We start from the raw sequence: 18,938 nt of genomic DNA on the forward strand, positions 1-18,938 counted from the left end.
TCGGCAAACCTATCCGGAAGTCGCCGGAGTTCCGTGACGGTTAGGCTCCGGCCGGGTAGTAGGACTGACTTGTAGTAAACGTCTGCTTCGCGACCTTTCGAAGATGGAGAACGCATCTGTGACGGCAACGAAGCCCGATCTCGGCGTGGCACTCGCGCCGGGATCGGTTGTGGTGGTCCGCGACGAGGAATGGCTCGTGGTGAAGACCGAGGAGACCGCTGATGGCACCCTGGTGCAGGTCCAGGGCCTCAGCGAGTTGGTCCGCGACACGAGCGCGTCCTTCTACACGGAGCTGGACGACGTGTCGCCGTTGGAACCGGCGAGGGCCCAGGTGGTCGCCGACGGCAGCCCGCGCTACCGGACCGCGCGCCTGTGGCTGGAGTCGACGGTCCGCAAGACCGCAGTGCCGCTTGGGGAGCGTTCGTTGTCGGTGGCGAGTCGAGGGCTGGCCGACACGCTCAGCTATCAAGAAACAGCTGTTCGTAAGGCGCTTGATCCCGAACACCTTCGACCGCGGATTCTGCTCGCTGATTCGGTCGGGCTCGGCAAGACGATCGAGATCGGCATGATCCTCTCTGAGCTGGTACGCCGGGGGCGTGGCGAACGGATCCTCGTGGTGACGCCGCGGCACGTACTCGAACAGATGCAGCACGAGTTGTGGACTCGGTTTGCCCTACCGTTCGTACGACTCGACTCCGCGGGCATCCAACGGGTGCGTCAGAAGCTGCCTGCGACTCGCAACCCGTTCACGTACTACAAGCGGGCGATCATCTCGATCGACACGCTCAAGTCCGACCGGTACGTCGCCAGCCTCCGCAAGCAGCGCTGGGACGCTGTCGTCATCGACGAGTCACACAACCTCGCCAACGTCACTACGCTGAACAACCGGTTGGCGCGGCTGTTGGCGCGCAACACAGAGGCTCTGATCCTTGCCTCAGCGACGCCGCACAACGGTCGGGCCGAGTCGTTCGCAGAGCTGCTACGGCTGCTGGACCCGTCCTCGGTCCCCGCCGACGGAGACCTCGATCCTGACGAGGTACGGCGGCTCGTCGTCCGGCGGCATCGGCACAGCCCCGAGGTCGCGCAGGTCGTCGGCACCGACTGGGCGGAGCGGCAGGAACCGAACAACGTCCTGGTCCCCGCGACCCCCGCAGAGGACGCGGTAGCCAGCGAGCTTGAGCGGACGTGGCTGTGGCCCGGCCAGGGCGGTAGCCCGTGCTCAGGGCAGAACGCCTCGCTGTTCCCTTGGACGCTTGCCAAGGCCTTCCTGTCCTCCCCTGCAGCTCTGAAGGAAACGATCGAGGGGCGGTTAGGCCGCCTCGGGCGCGACGACCGGGCCGACGTCGAGCGACAGGCCCTCGAACGCTTGGCCGCACTCAACGAGGAGACGCTTCGGCAGCCCCCGGCGAAGTACGCCGGGCTCTTGGGACACCTGAAGGAGATCGGAGTCGGCCGGAACTCGCCCGTACGGGCGGTGGTCTTCGCGGAGCGGTTGGAGACTCTGCGTTGGCTGCAACGAAGCTTGCCAAAGGACCTCGGCCTGCCCGCTCAAGCCGTGGAGATCATGCACGGAGGGCTGGCTGACGACGAGCAGCAGCGCATCGTCGAGGCGTTCAAACAGGAGCAGACCCCGGTGCGGGTTCTGGTCACCGGCGACGTCGCCTCGGAAGGCGTCAACTTGCACGCGCAGTGCCACGAGCTCGTCCACTTCGACATTCCGTGGAGCCTGATCCGGATCGAACAGCGCAACGGCCGCATCGACCGGTACGGGCAGAAGCACCCGCCCCGTATCACGGCACTGCTGCTCGACCCGTCGAGCGAACGGTTCGCCGGTGACGTCCGGATCCTTGCGAGGCTGATGGAGAAGGAAGACGAGGCACACACCGCCCTCGGGGACGTCGCCTCGTTGATGGGACGCTACGACGTCAAGGCCGAGGAGGACGCCATCCGTGACGTCCTTGCCGGACGCAAGTCCCTCGACGACGTGGTCCGTCCCGTTAGCGACGTGACAGCAGGCAACGATCTCGCGGCCCTATTCGCCCAGCTCTTCGAGACACCCGCCGCGGCAGTTCCCGCCGAGCCGGTTGCAACTCCACCAGAAATCGGAACTGATCTTGGGTCGATTCTCTACGAGGACGATGTTTCCTACCTCGAGGACGCGCTCCTGGAGGCGTTCATCGACCCGACCGCGCCGATGACGCGTGGCGGGGTCGGGTGGCGGCGTGACGCGGCCTTCGGCACCGTCGAGCTGACACCGCCACCTGACCTCGTACAACGCCTCGAGGTGTTGCCCCAGGCCTACCTAGCCGACCGCAAGGTCACCGAGCGACTGGTACTCGCCACCACCCGGGCACGCGGCAAGGACCGGCTCGCGTCCGCGCTGCGGGACGACAGCGACTCGACCTGGCCGGACGCCCATTATCTGAGCCCACAGCATCCCGTCCTGGACTGGGCCGCCGACCGAGCGCTGGCTTCCCTTGGCCGCAACGAGGTGTTCGCGGTTCGCGGCGCAGCGGACGCCACGACAGTGCTGCTCCTCGGCACGCTGACCAACCGGCGCGGGCAAGTCGTGTCGGTCGCGTGGTTGACGGCAGAGTTCCCGGCGCTCGACAAGCCGTCCTTCGTGCTGGTCACTCCACACGACTCGGCGCGAGGAGCGCTGCGCGCCGTTGGGTGGGACACGGTGCGTGACAACCTGGGGCCGATCGCAGACGTCGGCCCGCTGCAACAGCTCGTGGATCCGGCGGTCCACGAAGGGGAGAAGCACCTGCGCACGGTGTTCGAGGCGTCCGTGCAGGACGCAACGCGGCGGGTGGAGAAGTGGGCGCGCCGGCTTGACCGCTGGGACAAGAACGCCGAGGCGCTCAGCCAGCGCAGCGACCTGAAGCAGCGCCGCACAATCGTAAGAGACGAACGAGAGCTGGTTGAGACCATGGCGCCCGACCGGCAGCTCGTGCGACCGCTGCTGGTGGTCGTGCCGGACATGGAAGGCAGCAAGTCGTGAGTGGTTCGGACGCGATCATCGTTGGTGAAGGTTTCGTCTCGGAGCATTACTTCACCGCCGAGGCCAAGGGAGAGTCGTTCCGCGCAAGAGTGCTGGAGCGCCGCACTTTCTGGGATGCCGAGGCGAAGGAGGGGCGTGCGACACCGCGGTCGCGGTTCACTGAGGCTCGGCAGGAGCTGGAGACTCAGCTCGCGACGCTGGCCGAACTCCTCGACCCGGAGGCCGACGACCAGCTGGCTGGCGGACGCACACCCGATGACGTGGCATCGCTTGTTCACGAACGCATGCTCGAGGTCCTCGAGCTGACTGGACACGGGCTCGTCCTCGATCGTCAGGATCCACTGCTGCGGGTGTCGTCCCCTGGCATCACCGAGCAAGCGCCATTGGTCGTCGTGTCCGCATGGCCGGTCGCCACGGTCGAGGACCTGCTGACCCGTGACGCCGTCACCCTGCGGGAGCCGGTCCAGCTCAGCGACGACACCGAGGAGGTGAAGTCCGCGGCCCGGCTGGTGTCGGCATTGTTCATCACCGACGACGCCCCAGACTTCGTCCTCGTGCTCGCCGGACGCTGGGCGATGCTTGCCGAGCGGGAACGCTGGGCCGAGGGGCGCTACCTCGCCGTCGACGTGCAAGCCATCTGCGAACGGAACGACACGAAGAGAGGCGGGGAGATCGACCGGGCCTTGACCTGCCTCGCCGCCCAGTCGATCGCCCCTGACGCGGACGGTAAGCTCTGGTGGCACGGGGTCCTCGAGGCCTCCGTCAAGCACACTGTCGGGGTCTCCAAGGACCTACGCGACGGGGTCCGCCTGTCCATCGAGATCATCGCCAACGAGGTCGTCACCCGCCGCCGAGACCAAGGCCTCGATCCGCTACCGGCTGGGGAAGCTCAGCCGCTGGCGAAACAGTCGCTACGGTTCCTTTACCGCATCCTGTTCCTCTTGTACGCCGAGGCGTCACCCGAGCTTGGCGTGCTGCCGGCTGGTGCCCCCGAGTACGACCAGGGGTACAGCCTCGACCGGTTACGTGAATTGATACAGGTCGAGCTGGCGACGCGGCATGCCCGTAACGGCACGCACCTGTATGAATCGCTCGGTGTGCTCTTCCGGCTTGTCGACTCCGGCCATTCACCGGCTCCCGCAGGCGACGGCGCCGACGAGGGGGCGGCGGGCGCGGAGGGGCTGACATTCAACGCACTCCGCGCCGACCTGTTTCGCCCCGAAGCAACCGCGCACATCGACGCGGTGGGCCCGGGTAACGCCGCGCTTCAGCAGGTTCTCACCCATCTGCTGCTAAGCAAGGAGTCGCGAGGCAAGGACCGAGGCTTCATCTCCTACGCCGAGCTGGGCATCAACCAGCTCGGCGCCGTCTACGAGGGCCTCATGTCCTACAGCGGCTTCTTCGCCGAGACTGATCTGTACGAAGTCGCCAAGAACGGCGACGCATCGAAGGGCTCGTGGGTCGTTCCGGTCGAGCGGGCTGACGGAATCTCACCGGACGACTTCGTAAAGACCACGGACCCGGTAACCGGTGAGCCAAGGCCGGTGCTGCACCGGCGGGGGTCCTTCGTGTTCCGTCTCGCGGGCCGAGAGCGCCAGCAGTCGGCCTCGTACTACACCCCGGAGGTGCTCACCCGGTTCACAGTGGGGCAGGCTCTCGAGGAACTGCTCGACCAAGATGGCCACACCACGACGGCAGCGGAGATTCTCAAGCTGACCGTCTGCGAGCCAGCGCTCGGCTCGGGTGCGTTCGCCATCGAGGCGGTGCGACAGCTCGCCGACCAGTATCTCAAGCGCCGCCAGACCGAGCTGGGCGTCCGCATCGACCCTGACGAGTACCCACGCCGGCTGCAGGAGGTCAAGGCCTACCTAGCGCTGCACAACGTGTACGGCGTCGACCTCAACGCCACCGCCGTCGAGCTGGCCGAGATCTCGCTGTGGCTCGACACGATGGTCGAGGGCCTGGCCGCGCCGTGGTTCGGCCTGCACCTCCGGCGCGGCAACTCCCTGGTCGGCGCCCGGCGGGCGGTGTATCGCCGCAGCCAGGTCAGCGACAAGTCGTGGCTCGGCGCGGTGCCACGCGACGTGTCGCTGACGTCCCTAAAGGACGACATGGACGCGGGACGCGTCGCCGCGGACGGTATCCACCACTTCCTGCTGCCTGCCGACGGGTGGGGCGCCGCGGCGGATGCCAACGAGGCGGCGATACTCGCGCCTGACGCAGCCAAGCGTCTCAAGAAGTGGCGCAGCAGTATGAAGGCGAAGCCCACCAGGCAGCAGGTCGACGCACTCGTCGAGTTGGCGTATCGGGTCGAGGTGCTGTGGCAGATCACGTACCGGCGGCTACGAATCTCCGAGGAACAGGTCCGCCGCGCAATCCCTGTGTGGGAGGCCGGCAGCCTGGCTTCCGGTGGTGCGGTGCAGCGCGAGCAGATCGAAAAGGCCCTCGCAGACGATGACGGCGCTTACCGTCGGCTGCGCCGAGTCATGGACGCCTGGACCGCCCTGTGGTATTGGCCGCTGACCGACAAGACCACCACGGTTGACGGGAAGCGCGTAGAGCCGCCGACCATGGCGCAGTGGGTCGCCGCCTTGCAGGGACTGCTAGGCCGTAGTCCCGAGGCGCGCAACAAGCGTCTCCCACGCGAGACGCTAGCCATGGTGGGAGACTGGGAGGAGTTGAACGAGGCCGAGAGGATCGAGCTTGCCTTCGCGAGCGCGCGCCCAGTAGCCGAGGTGCTTACAGATCACCCGTGGCTCCTCGTGTGCGACCGGGTCGCTGATCAACAAGGCTTCTTCCACTGGAACCTGGACTTCACTACCGTCTTCACCATGGGTGGCTTCGACCTCCAGGTCGGTAACCCCCCGTGGGTGCGGCCACGCTCCGATGTGGCCGCCCTTCTGGCTGAGGGAGACCCGTGGTGGCAGCTCGAAGTCAAGCCCACCCAGGCCCAGGTCAAGCCACGACGCGACGCGACGCTCGCCCTACCCGGTATGCGCGACCAAGTCATCAGTGGCACGACTGACGTCGCCTGCCTGGCTGAGTTCGTAGGATCGGTGGCGCAATACCCTCACCTTCAAGGTCTCCAGCCTGATCTCTACCGGTGTTTCATGGAACACATGTGGCGGCACATGTCCTCCGTCGGCGTCATCGGTATGATCCACTACGAGACGCACTTCAGTGACGAGAATGCAGGCCCGCTACGGGCAGAGCTGTATCGACGCTTGCGTCGCCATTGGCACTTTCAAAACAAATTAATGCTCTTTGAAATCAAGGACGAAAAGCAGTTCGGAATAACAATCCACGGCTCGCGTAAGCAAGAGCCCGACTTTATTCAAGCCTGCTGGCTATATCATCCAGAGACGGCGTTGCGATCATTGACCCATGACGGCAGTGGATCCGAGCCCGGCATGAAGAATCAGTCCGGAAACTGGGATCTGCGTCCTCATCTGGGGCGTTTAACGAGCGTCACCAAAACCGCACTGGCTACCTGGCACACAATCCTCGAGCCGACCGAAGTGCCTGTAGACCAGACCCGGATGGTGTACGGAGTAAATCACTCAACCATGTCGGTTCTCGAAAAGCTGTCACATGCCAGGCGTGTCGACGAACTAAAACTCCACTTCTCGCGCGGGTGGCAATGAGAGTATCGATCGCGCGAAAGGTTACTTCGAGTCTGAATGGGGGGTGCCGAAGTCTTGGAAAGACGTGATCATCCAGGGACCACACCTCTTCGTTGCAACGCCGTTGTACAAAACCCCAAACAAGACCATGCTACATAACCAAGACTGGTCCACGACTGACTTCGAGGCCCTTCCACTCGATGCAATACCAGCCACGGCCTATAAGCCAGCATGCGACGAGCACCAGTACGCCCGCGACTACACGCATTGGGACGTTGACGAGTCGCGCTCAGCTCTCGACTTCTATCGCCTTGCCTGGCGTCGCATGGCCGCCAACACCGGCGAACGCACATTGATCACGGCAATCGTGCCCCCCGGAACCGCTCACGTGCATCCGGTTCACGCCATGGCCACCCACGACGCCGACTCGACAACGCTTATGATCATAAGCGGTTTCACTTCATCTCTAGTCCTTGACTTTTTCGTGCGGAGTGCGTCGAAGTCGGAGATTCTCTACGGGACTATTCGCAGACTTCCGATCGAAATGAATCATCCACTCGTCAGGTCGCTCGTACTTCGCGCTTTGCGGTTGAACTGCGTCACCGACGCGTACGCGCAACTTTGGCGTGACTGTTGGTTGCCCACGTTCCGGGATGAAACCTGGGCGGGTGGTTTCGAGCATGCCCTACGTCGGCCCCTCGGCGAGGTCAGTCGTCCCTGGAATGCAGGGATCCCGCTTCGTGTCGCCGCCGACCGGCGGCAGGCGCTCGTGGAGATCGATGCTCTCGTCGCGCTCACGCTAGGGCTAGCCGCTGACGAACTGTGCACGATCTATCGCACACAGTTCGCCGTCCTCTACGGGTACGACCAGAACGTGTACTACTACGACGTCAACGGACGCCTTGTACCCAACTCCGTCCTGAGCGTGTGGCGGAAGAAGGGTGCTCGGATCACTGAGGAGGAACGCACCGCGACCAACCAAGCGGGCAACACCTACACGTACGAACTGCCCTTTGTTACGTTGAACCGGGAAGCGGACATGCGGGAGGCGTACGCTCACTTTGAGCGCCTACTCAAGGAACGGTCGTGAGTGAGCTGCTTCCCACTCACCAGGCGGGCAGCATCCGGCAGAGCCTGGTCGACTACCTGACGACGACGTTCGGGCTGACCGACGGAGATGCCCGCGATGGGCTGGATAGATTCCTGTCGGATCCCGCGTCCGGCATGTTCAAGGGCCCCTACGTGCGGCTCCGGTTGCCCTACCGCCCTGCCGACGAGGGGTGGCGAGACACACTCGGTTGGTACGAGGGATTCCAGCCGTACGGTCACCAGGCGGCGGCGTTCACGCGCCTCGCATCGGTGTTGGACGGCCAGCCGCGTCGGCCGCTGCCAACACTGGTCACAACGGGCACCGGTTCAGGGAAGACCGAGGCGTTCCTGTACCCGATCCTGGACCACGTGCTGCGGGCTCGCCGCGAAGGCGTGACGGGCACCAAGGCGCTGATCCTCTACCCGATGAACGCCCTGGCCAACGACCAGGCCACGCGGCTGACGAAGCTCCTCACGACGCACGCTGCCCTGGCCGGCGTGACGGCAGCTCTTTACATCGGACAAGCTGGGCCGACCCGCACGGCCGTGACCACCGAAAGCCTCATAACTGACCGGGCGATCATTCGGGACACGGCACCGGACATCCTGCTCACGAACTACAAGATGCTCGATCAGCTCCTGCTCCGCGCGGACGACCAGGAGCTGTGGCGGCAGTCCGCGATGAGCCTGCGCTACCTGGTGCTCGACGAGTTCCACACCTACGACGGCGCGCAGGGCACCGACGTGGCCATGCTGCTACGTCGTCTCGGGCTGGTCCTTAAGAATCACTGGCCTGACCACGACCCGGCCATCGACGACGCGGCCCGAGCCCGGCCACTGGGGCTCGCCACACCGGTGGCGACGTCGGCAACGCTCGGCGACAAGGGCGACCCGACGGTGATGCTGGACTTCGCCCACACGGTTTTCGGGGAGAAATTCGACGCTGACGCCATCGTAACGGAGACCCGCCTGAGCCTCGACGAGTGGGCCGACGGCGCCGCAGAGTCGGCCGCCGCGGCCGGGTTCACGTCGGTCGAGATCAACGAGCTAGATCTGACGGCGGTGGTCGAGGCCGTCGCGGCGCTCGGACACAGTCCGACGGGGGAAGAGGTCGCCCACACGGTCCTCGGACTGCTGTACAAGGTTGCAGCCGACGGTGTCGGCGACGCGGATCCTCAGTTGCTGTCGGCACTTTGCGGTGCTCATCCGCTCGTTCAACGACTTGCGCAGGAGGCACAGCACGCAGTCGCGCTCGACACGCTAGCCGCGCGCGTGTTCGACGTCACAAGCGCTAGCACCTCCCGAAGCGAGACCGTACTGTCACACGTGCTCGCGATGCTCGGTCATGTCCGGGCGATTGTCGGGCGGTGTGCGTTGTCAGTCGACGTACACATGTGGATCCGCGAGCTCACTCGGATCGACCGCACTGCCGCCGCGACCGCACGCTTCTGGTGGAGCGACGACGGGCCGCCGGTCGCCAGTGGGGACGCTGAGGAGGCTCGGCCGTCGTTCCCGGCCATCTACTGCCGCCACTGCGGCCGCTCTGGCTGGGGCATCGGACTAGCGCCAGTCGGCACAAGTCTCGCCGTGGACGACGAGGGGATTCGCCGACAGCACGCGGCCAAGGAGGGCAGATTCCGGCCGCTGCTGTACGCGCCCGTGGAGGCCGCTGCCCGCCTTGACCAAGACGAGCGAGTCGATGGACTCAGCTGGTTCTCGGTCCGTAACCGAGAGCTGCTCACCGATGTGGCCGAAGACGATCCGGACCTGCGGGATGGCTGGATCCTCCCAGTGCTCAGCCACTCCGGCCCCGACGCCGACGAGCAGTCCCGCAAGGATGCTTGTCCCTCGTGCAGGCAGGAGGACGGGATCCGGTTCCTCGGCAGCGCAATCGCGACCCTCCTCTCGGTTTCGTTGTCGACCCTGTTCGGATCGCCCAGCCTCGACGCCCGTGAGAAGAAGGCGTTGGTGTTCACCGACTCCGTGCAGGACGCGGCTCACAGGGCGGGCTTCGTCCAGGCTAGGTCGCACACGCTCACCCTGCGGTCTGCCCTCCGCGACGCCGTCGTGGACGGCACCCTCACGCTCGACGCGCTCGTCGACGAAGTGATAAGGCAGGCTGGCGACGACTCGTTCGCGAGGTACCGCATCCTCGCCCCCGACTGCGCCGACCGGGAGTCCTTCGCAGAGTTCTGGAGGTCGGCGACACTTCGGTCCGTGCGCGCCCCGGTGCGGTCGCGGGTTCGCAAGCGGGTCGCGCTCGACGCGGCTCTGGAATTCGGGCTCAACTCCCGCATCGGCCGCACGCTCGAACTCACCGGCTCCGTCGCCGTCGAGGTCGAGGCTGGCCTGCCCGAACGGATGACCGGCGTGGCACGCGCCGCCATACAGGGCACCTCCTGGCAGGGCACGCTCGACACTGAGGGGCCGGACGATCCGACTCTCGTGCAGTGGGTACGTGGTGTGCTGGACCGGATGCGAGTCCAGGGCGCGATCGACCATCCATGGTTCGACCGCTATCGCCTCGAGGATGGTCATGACTGGTCCATCTGGGGAGGGCGACCCCGCAGTGAAGGCATGCCTGCCTTCCCGCGGAATCGACCCGCTCCTGCGTATCCGAAGATCGGCGGTTCCACCGCTTCGACCCGCGGCCTGGACTCGGTCACGTCGCCACAGTCCTGGTATGCCCAATGGACCTCACGTGCGCTGGACATCTCTCCGTTCGATGCTGGACGCCTCGCGCGGGTGTTGCTGGACCGGCTGGCCCGGGACGGCGTCCTCACGACGGCCACCAGCCAGTCCGGGGCAACCGTGTACGCGATCCCCGCCTCCGGAATCGTCATCGCACCCACCGAAGCAGCCGACCTCGCTGCTGGCCGCCACCTGCTCGTCTGCGACACCTGCCGGGCCACCGCTCCGGGCACGACCGCGGTTGTGGAGCAGCTCAGCGGAGCGCCGTGCCTTCAGATCCGTTGCCGAGGACACCTCCGGACCGAGGCGTTGGCTGACAACTTCTATCGACACCTGTACGCGTCCCCGGACATGCGACGTGTCGTGGCTCGAGAGCACACAAGCTTGCTCGACGACGAGACTCGCCGGGCATACGAGGAGGGGTTCCGCGACGCTGCCACTACCCCGCAGGCACCCAACGTTCTCGTGGCCACGCCCACCCTGGAGATGGGCATCGACATCGGTGATCTTTCGGCAGTGTTCCTCTCGTCGCTGCCACGTACAGTCGCCTCCTATCTTCAACGTGTAGGTCGTGCAGGCCGCCTCACCGGCAACGCTCTCAACCTGGCCTTCGTCACTGGGCGGGGCGAGCACCTGCCCAAGCTCGGTGACCCGTTGTCGATGGTCAACGGGGAGGTCCGTCCGCCGGCGACTTACCTGGCCGCCGAGGAGATCCTGAGCCGCCAGTACACGGCCTACCTTGTGGACGGTTTTGCGCGCGATCCCAGTCGCCGTCAGCCGAGGACTGCGGTGGGAGCCATCGGGTCCAGAGCGCCGGGTACGTTCCTCGGTGACCTCGTGCTCCATGCCGAGCAGAGCATTGACGAGCATCTACCTCGGTTCGTCGACACTTTCGACAACTTGCCCGGCGAAGTCGTGGATGGCTTACGCGACTGGCTGCGCCCAAAGGCCGGGCCGAGGAGCAGCGGATTCGCGAACCACGTGGACGCCGCAAGCAGCCGCTGGCAGGACACTGTAGAGACCTTGAAACAGCGGCAAGCAAGAATTGTCGATCTCCTCCCCGAGCTCGAGGCGCGCGTCAACTCGCCAGCAGCGACCGACGACGACAAGCAGGCACTCCGCTCGGCGGAGGCCACCCGCAAACTCACCGCCAATCAACTCGCACACCTGCGCAGCACCTACTGGATCAGTGTCCTAGAGGAGTACGGGCTGCTCCCCAACTACACGCTCCTTGACGACACTGTCACGCTCGACGTCGGCCTGTCCTGGACCGATCCGGACACCGGCGCATATGAGTACGGCAGCGCGCAATTCCAGCGCGGCTCCGCGCAGGCGTTGCACGAGTTCGCCCCCGGCGCGACGTTCTACGCCCGCGGCTGGGAGATCGCCATCGACGCGGTCGACCTCGGCCACGACGGCGCATCGATCCGCACCTGGGCGTTCTGTCCTGCATGCGGCTACGCCTTCGACGTGGCGGAATCTGGTCGTGATCTCCCGGTGGCGTCGTGCTTGCGCTGCGGAAGCACGGGCATCGGGGACACCGGCCAGCGTCTCGACGTCGTCGAGCTGACGCGAGTCTCCGCCGAGGTACGCCGGGACGAGGTCGCCATCTCCGACCGGAAGGACGAGCGTGGCCATGCTGGTTTCCAGGTCGTCGCAGCGGCCGATGTCGATGCTGCCCATGTCGCACGGCGATGGTTCGTCGAGGGAACCGGGCTCGGGTGCACGTACCTTCGCGTGGTCGACCTACGGTGGATCAACATCGGTCCGCCTGGGCACGGCCTGACACGCGCCATCGCCGGCGGCGAACGTCAGGGAACGTTGTTTCGCGTCTGCTCCGGTTGCGGCAAGAAGGATACCGACACTGGACGCAACCGGCCCCACGAGCATCGCCCTTGGTGTCCATACAGGACGTCTGTCACCGAGGTGACGAGCACCGTCGCGCTGTCGCGGACCCTGCGGACCCAGGGTCTGTTGATTCGACTCCCGCGAGCGGTGAGCCTCGGAGACGACTTCGCTGTCCCCAGCCTTTCCGCGGCACTGCTGCTCGGCTTGCGGGAGAAGATGGGTGGCCACCCGGACCATATCCGCGTCGAGCACGTCGTCGATCCGACGCTGTCCGACGGCACCGACAACCACGATGCGATCCTGCTGCACGACGCCGTACCTGGCGGCACGGGCTACCTCGCCGAGACAGCCACCCCGGAGCATTTGCGCGAGTTGCTCGTTCTGGCGTGGGACCAGGTCCGCGAATGCGACTGCCGTCACGAGGAACGCCTTGCCTGCCACCGATGCTTGCTGCCCTTCACCCCTCCTGGATCTGTCCGTCGGGTCTCGCGAGCGTCAGCGGAACGACACTTGCGCACCCTGCTCGGACTGACGGACGATGCTGAGACAGCCGAAGGGACGACTTGGACCGTGACCGAGGTGCCGCCACACGAGGAGCCCGAGTCACACCTGGAGCGCGCCTTCCACCGGCTGTTCGTCGGCCGCCTGCGGCGAAACGGGGCCGCCGTCACGGAGGTACCTGGTCCCACCGGCAACGCCGTGCGCCTCACCCTGCCGGGAACCCATCGGCAGTGGACGCTCAGCCCTCAGGTCAACGTCGGGGACTCGAAGCCGGATTACCTCCTCGAAACCAACGACATGAACGTTCCCACTGTCGCGATCTTCACCGATGGCCGGGCGTACCACGCCAGCCACGCTGCCAACAGGCTCGCCGACGACGCGGCGAAGCGTGCAAATTTGCGCGACGCTGGCCTGGTCGTCCTCGCTGTCACGATGGACGATGTCAACGCCGACGTGAATGGCACCGGGTCATCGCCGACCTGGTACAGCCCAGATGTGGCCGGCAACTTGATGAACGTCCCGCAGTTCCAGGCCCCGCCTGAGTCGTACAAGGCACTTGGTCGCGGACCCCTCGACTGGCTCATCGAGTGGGTGACGGCGCCCGACCCTCAGGCCGTACGCAACGTAGCTCGCGCCGTGCTGATGTTCTTGTCGGTCGGGGCTCAGCCGCTTCAGGTCCCAGAGACGGTGGGCCTCGAGGAGGTCGCTCGCGCAGTCCTGCTGGACGAGCACCTGCCGACGGGCACGCGTCGAGTCCACGTGCATCGCATGGGCTCTCTCGCTGTCGTCGTCGAGATGCTTCCCGCCATGGTGGTACAAACTGCCGCCGTCCTCGACGATCGCGACCAGGTTCTTGGCGACGATGCCCATGCCGAGGCTTGGGGCGCCTGGCTGCGTCTGTCCAACGCATTCGCTCTGCGCGACTGGCCGACGGTCGTGACGACCGCCAGCCTCGTCAAGCCCGCCACCTCGGCTTCCAACGACACCGACCTCGGCCGGCCTGTCGGCGCGTGGGCTGACATCTATGACGCCGCTGCACCCGGCGACGAGCAGAACCTGGTCGCCGCTCTCGCAGCTCATGGGAATCTCGTGCCGCCGGTCGTCGGCGCCGAAGGTCCGGAGGGCATCCCACTCGACCTGTCTTGGCCGGAGCAGAGGGTGGTCGTCGCCTTCATGCACATGCCGCCCCAGGATCGCACCGACCTTTCCGCCGCGGGGTGGCAGGTCGTCGAGCCAACACCCGACGTTGTTGCTGCAGCCCTCGCCGACGCCAATCCTCACATCCACGGAGAACGTTGATGCCAACGATCATCATGGGGAAACTCGCCAGCAAGATCGACGGCTCGATACGCGGCAAGGCGATGACGTTTCTGCAGAAGCTCAGCACGGACGACACGGCGCTCGGCTTGCACGTAGAGCCCATCCACAATTCCGTCGATCCACGGGTACGAACTGGCCGGGTCGACGATTTCTGGCGAGCGGTGATGTTCCGCCTCGACGGCGACGGCGAGACGCACTACGTCATCCATGGCATCTGGCCACACGACGACGCGATCACCATTGCTCGACGCGTACGGCTGAAGGTCAACCCTGTCAATGGACTGCCGCAGATCGACGAGGTCTCCTCGACGCCGGTCTCCGAGGCACCCACGGCGCTGCCGTCGGTTGCACCATTGCTCACCCGCCTGGGACACGACCGGGCGGACCTAATCGAAACACTCGGTCTGCCCGATGTTGTCGTTGACCGGGCCATGGTTGCAGCCGACGAGGACGCCGTGCTCGAACTTGCCCAGCACCATGAGGGTTGGGTCGGCACCATCCTCGTCGACCTCGCCGCAGGCGACAGCGTCGATGCGATCGTCGCACGTATGCAGCTCGAGAAGACCGATCCATCCAGCGATGCCGACGCCGACGTGCTGCAATCTCTCAAGCGGCCAGCCGCGGCGCTGCAGTACGCATTTATTGACGGCCAGGAGGAGCTTCGCCGAGTCATCGAGGACGGGGACTTCGGGGCGTGGCGGATCTTCGTCCACCCTGAGCAGCGCCGCTACGTCGATCGAACATATAAGGGCCCGTTCCGTCTGTCTGGTGGAGCGGGCACCGGTAAGACCGTCGTACTCGTCCATCGTGCTCGAGCGTTGGCTCAGCGTGACTCAGAGGCGCGGATCCTCCTGACCACGTTCACCACGAACCTTGCCGAAGCACTCGGCGACAGCCTCACTCAGCTCGACCCGCGGGTGCCGCAGGCGAGGGGGTTAGGTCAGGCGGGCGTGTACGTGAGCGGCGTCGATGCGCTGGCTGCAGCCGTGCTTCGGTCAGCTGGCGGCAGTCTCGTTGCCGCGATGCGCGACGTCCTAGGCGAGGAGCGCTCTGCACCTCTGGTCCGTACGTCCTCCACCCGGTGGCGCGAGACGATCGAATCGACTGGGACGACCTTGAATCAGGAGCTTGCCAACGAGACGTTTCTCGCCACCGAGTACGCCCACGTCGTACTGCCCAACAAGATCTACGACGAGACTGCCTACTTGCGGGTTCGGCGCCCCGGACGTGGCGTCGCACTCGACCGCGCGAGACGCTCTGCCGTCTGGGCGCTGATCGCTGCATACCGTGCACAGAGCCGTATCGACGGCAGTCTCGACTTCACCGAGGCAGCAGCTGTCGCGGCCGCGTCACTCGGCATGCAGTCCAAACGGCCCGTCGATCATGTGCTTGTTGACGAAGGGCAGGACCTTTCCCCCGCCCACTGGCAGCTCCTACGCGCCCTCGTCGATGAGCACCCCGACGATCTCTTCATCGCCGAGGATTCACATCAGCGCATCTACGGCTCACGGGTCGTCCTCGGCCGATACGGCGTGGCCATCGTTGGCCGTTCGCAGCGACTTACCCTCAACTACCGCACCACGGCGCAGAACCTGCAGTACGCCATGTCCATCCTTGATGGTGGTGGGTACGTCGACTTGGAGGAAGAATCTGAGGTCACCGGTTACCGTTCCGCCCGGACTGGCCCCGTACCAATCGTGAAGGCCATTGACTCCCTTGCTAACGAACTGCAGCTCATCGTTAAGCACATTCGTGCGTGGCTTGAGGCGGGGGGAAGCCCCGAAACTATCGCAGTCCTCGTTCAGGATAGGTTCCACCGTGATCGCGTTGTGACCGCCCTCACCGAACATGGCATCGACGCCCGCGCCGTCGACCGCGACCGGCCTCCCGTCGGACGGGTACCCGTTCTGACCATGCACCGTGCCAAGGGCACGGAGTTCTCGAAGGTCGTACTCGCTGTAGGCAAACCATCGGCTGCTGAACTTGCACGACTGGAGTCCTTGGATGCGTCTGAACGGGCTGACGCGGAACTGAGGGCTCGGTCGTTGAGGTACGTGGCGGCGACCCGCGCGCGGGACGAGCTGGTGGTACTGAGCCGAGGCTGATGTGCCAGATGGACCATCGCCAGCGTGGCGTCAAGGACGCTCTGTACGTCTCGCGTGATAGCGGTACGAGGCATCTAACCTGCTGAGCGGAACGACGATCTTTTGACACATGGCATGCGGTGGGTTCGTCCTTCCGGCATACTCGGTCTGTGACTTTCGATGTATTTCCTTCAGATGAAGATGCACCTCGGGACGGCTTTCGACATGGGCCCGTAAATGCTCAGGAAGCTCGCCAGTCTATCGACGATCTGGTTAGCGAGGCCCTTCGCTACCAGTCGAGCCAGGCCTACCGGGAGCTTCTCCGGTTCGTAGGAGGCTTTCGTCGATACGCCCCATTCAATGCACTCCTGATCCACACCCAACGAAGTGGTGCCCGGTACGTCGCGCCAGCGCACCGCTGGCGAGATAAATACCGTCGTCGGGTCAAACCGGGAGAGCAACCCCTCGTTGCGCTGCAGCCCTTCGGGCCGGTGATGTTCGTTTATGACGTCTCGCAGACAGAGCCCGAGCCTGGAGCCGAACACTTGCCGATCCGAGTGATCAATCCATTCGCGATGCCGCCAATGGTCAATGTGGAGCCTGCCCTAACGCGGACAATCGGAAACGCAAAAGCGGACGGAGTTCGTGTCACCGCGGTGCCGGCAGGCTCCCAGTCGGCCGGTTGCATTCGCATGGCAACGCCCGGCTTGAGTCAAGAGGTAGTAGTGAGGCGGCGGCCCCTAGAAGCGACCCAGCTTCCCATCCGTTACGAAGTGGAAATCAATCGAGACCTAAATCCTACGGAGCGATTCGCGACACTCGCCCATGAATTAGGACACTTGTACTGCGGTCACATGGGGACACCCAATCCAAAGTGGTGGCCAGACCGGCATAAGATCAGCCACGTGGTCATGGAATTTGAGGCAGAGTCAGTGGCGTACCTGGCGTACCTGGCGTGCCAGAGAATTGATGAGGGGGCGAGGATGCCAGTACACCTCGCCCAATATCTAGATGCTGAACCTCGTGTCCCTGAAGACATCAGTCTTGAGCGTATTATGATTGCGGCAGGGCGTGTGGTTGAGATGGGAATCCGATTCCTTGGTCTGCGCAAGGCTGAGCGTTGATCAGTGGCGCCGCGGCTGCTCTCCGATAGTACTGGTAGCTGAATTTCCGTTTTAATTTCTGCATTTAGTTATTGGCGACGAGTTTCGCATAGTCGCGGTCGAGGATGGCGGCTCTTTCTAGGATCTGCGACGGTGGCCGTCCATTCGAACGGCTCGGTGTCTTCGTTCCATTGGGTCGATGTAGTCCTTGATGCGTTGAATCAGTTCCGCGAGGGAGTCGAGAGAACCTAGTGGATGGACTGCCGAGTGATGATGCCGAATCTTCCGGACACCCGTCGGAGAACAAAAGCGTACAACCTGGATTAGCCGAGCAGTACTTCTTCGGGCCGTCGGTGGGTTACGGCTGCGGGATATCCTTCAAGAACGTCAGCTAGCAGGGCGTCGAGGTCGGCGCCGTAGTCCGCGGCGGCCAGGCGTAGTACCTGTTCAACAAGAATGCGGCCCGGTACGAGGACCAGCGGGTATTGGTCGTCGATGACCTCGATTTGAGCCTGCTTGGAGAAGGTGCCGGTGGTGACGAAAACTCCGAGCCAGCCTCTGCGAAGTCGGGCCACTACCCGGGCAACCTGGTCCGGGCTCACGGAAGACTCAGGGGCTATGCATTTGGCCTGCCCCAAGACAACAAGTGGTGTGGTGCTGCCCGGGGAACCGACGTCGAGGCGGCCTACGAAATCCATGCCCCCGTCGCCACCGACGCGGGTGAGCCAGCCGTCACGGTAGGTCGCTCCTGAGCGGCTTAGGAGCTGGGCTGTCACACGTGAGGCGAGGTGTTCGAAGGCATGCTTGCGGCCGTCAAAGAAGCGATAGAGCGTGCGTAAGACGTCAGCGTCGGCGGAGCCTTTCGTGGGTAGTTGGTCTTCGTGGGACTTCACCCGTGAGGAGACAACCCGTCGCCGGATGCGTGGGATGGCGGCGCTGCCTTCTCTGATCCAGCGCTTCCAAGCCTGCGGTGCATGCCTGTTTGCCTGGATCGCGGTGAGGCTGGCGTCACGCCGATCGTCGACCCACCGCAGGTCGAGTGTGTCGCCGCTTTCGGACATGTCCACGACGGCAAGGTCCAGAAGGATGTTGGGGAAGCTGCGCCCGGTGACTGGGTCACGTTGAACGACGTGCTCCAGGCGTTCAATGAGCGCAGCGCCGCAGAACTCGACGTGACCCTTGACGATGCTCCGGCCACCCCAGTGAACCGTGCTCGAGCGGAACAAGAGAAGCGGAGGGGCCAGGACGCGTTCATCTGAGTTGGTTCCGGCGTGGAATCGCCAGGCATCCAGGAGGGCTCTGTTGCCAGCGGTGACGCCAGGCAGGCCGTCAGTGCTGGGCTTATGGTCGCCGTAGTAGCGCACATGCCCGTGGTCGAGGTCGAACTCGTCATGCCAGGGATTCGTGGCATGTCCGGCCTTCCACGGGCTGGATCGGATCGCGATCACAGGTCGCCGGGAGCCGTCCGGGCCAGCAACACAGGCGGTGGCGTTGATCCCCCGCTCCAACATGATCTTCGGCTGGCTACTGCCTGGTGAGGCCATGAGGAAGTAGTAGTTCGGATAGCCATCCAGCATGACCTCTATCGGGCTCGCGCCGCGCGCGTACCGAAGGATGTCGTAGACAGCAACCCGACGAGGCTTCATGGTCACATCATGCCTGCTCGGCGTTCCAT

6 protein-coding genes and 1 pseudogene are annotated in these 18,938 nt (G+C 64.8%); 5 read left to right on the forward strand and 2 right to left on the reverse strand.

Annotated features, from left to right (window positions below):
- The first annotated feature begins 118 nt into the window (after positions 1 to 118).
- The 4 genes and pseudogenes from B141_RS52620 to B141_RS0135360 all read left to right on the forward strand — a co-directional run bounded on the left by B141_RS52620 (position 119) and on the right by B141_RS0135360 (position 16,181).
- The gene (locus tag B141_RS52620) at positions 119 to 3,004 is read left to right on the forward strand and encodes an SNF2-related protein (protein WP_020579903.1); all 2,886 of its coding nucleotides are present in this window, start codon (positions 119 to 121) and stop codon (positions 3,002 to 3,004) included.
- A pseudogene (locus tag B141_RS44540) lies at positions 3,001 to 7,717 on the forward strand (class I SAM-dependent DNA methyltransferase). The gene B141_RS52620 and the pseudogene B141_RS44540 overlap by 4 nt, the downstream one beginning before the upstream one ends.
- Positions 7,714 to 14,055, forward strand: a complete 6,342-nt coding sequence (locus B141_RS0135355) for a DEAD/DEAH box helicase (protein ID WP_020579904.1) — start codon at positions 7,714 to 7,716, stop codon at positions 14,053 to 14,055. The pseudogene B141_RS44540 and the gene B141_RS0135355 overlap by 4 nt, the downstream one beginning before the upstream one ends.
- Positions 14,055 to 16,181, forward strand: coding sequence for a UvrD-helicase domain-containing protein (locus tag B141_RS0135360; RefSeq protein ID WP_020579905.1), 2,127 nt, complete (start codon positions 14,055 to 14,057; stop codon positions 16,179 to 16,181). The genes B141_RS0135355 and B141_RS0135360 overlap by 1 nt, the downstream gene beginning before the upstream one ends.
- A 170-nt stretch (positions 16,182 to 16,351) precedes the next feature.
- On the opposite strand, the gene B141_RS0135365 is transcribed toward B141_RS0135360, so the two are convergent.
- Positions 16,352 to 16,705 carry a hypothetical protein gene (locus B141_RS0135365; protein ID WP_020579906.1) on the reverse strand — a complete coding sequence of 118 codons (354 nt, stop codon included), beginning with the start codon at positions 16,703 to 16,705 and terminating at the stop codon, positions 16,352 to 16,354.
- A gap of 147 nt (positions 16,706 to 16,852) precedes the next feature.
- Here B141_RS0135365 and B141_RS53270 point away from each other — a divergent pair, with 147 nt between their 5' ends.
- Positions 16,853 to 17,284: an ImmA/IrrE family metallo-endopeptidase gene (locus B141_RS53270; protein ID WP_474775237.1), complete on the forward strand. Its 432-nt coding sequence runs from the start codon at positions 16,853 to 16,855 to the stop codon at positions 17,282 to 17,284.
- Between the two features lie 302 nt (positions 17,285 to 17,586).
- On the opposite strand, the gene B141_RS0135370 is transcribed toward B141_RS53270, so the two are convergent.
- Positions 17,587 to 18,909 carry a restriction endonuclease gene (locus tag B141_RS0135370; protein WP_020579907.1) on the reverse strand — a complete coding sequence of 441 codons (1,323 nt, stop codon included), beginning with the start codon at positions 18,907 to 18,909 and terminating at the stop codon, positions 17,587 to 17,589.
- Positions 18,910 to 18,938: the final 29 nt, after the last annotated feature.

This window comes from Actinopolymorpha alba DSM 45243, assembly GCF_000373925.1.
Classification (GTDB): domain Bacteria; phylum Actinomycetota; class Actinomycetes; order Propionibacteriales; family Actinopolymorphaceae; genus Actinopolymorpha; species Actinopolymorpha alba.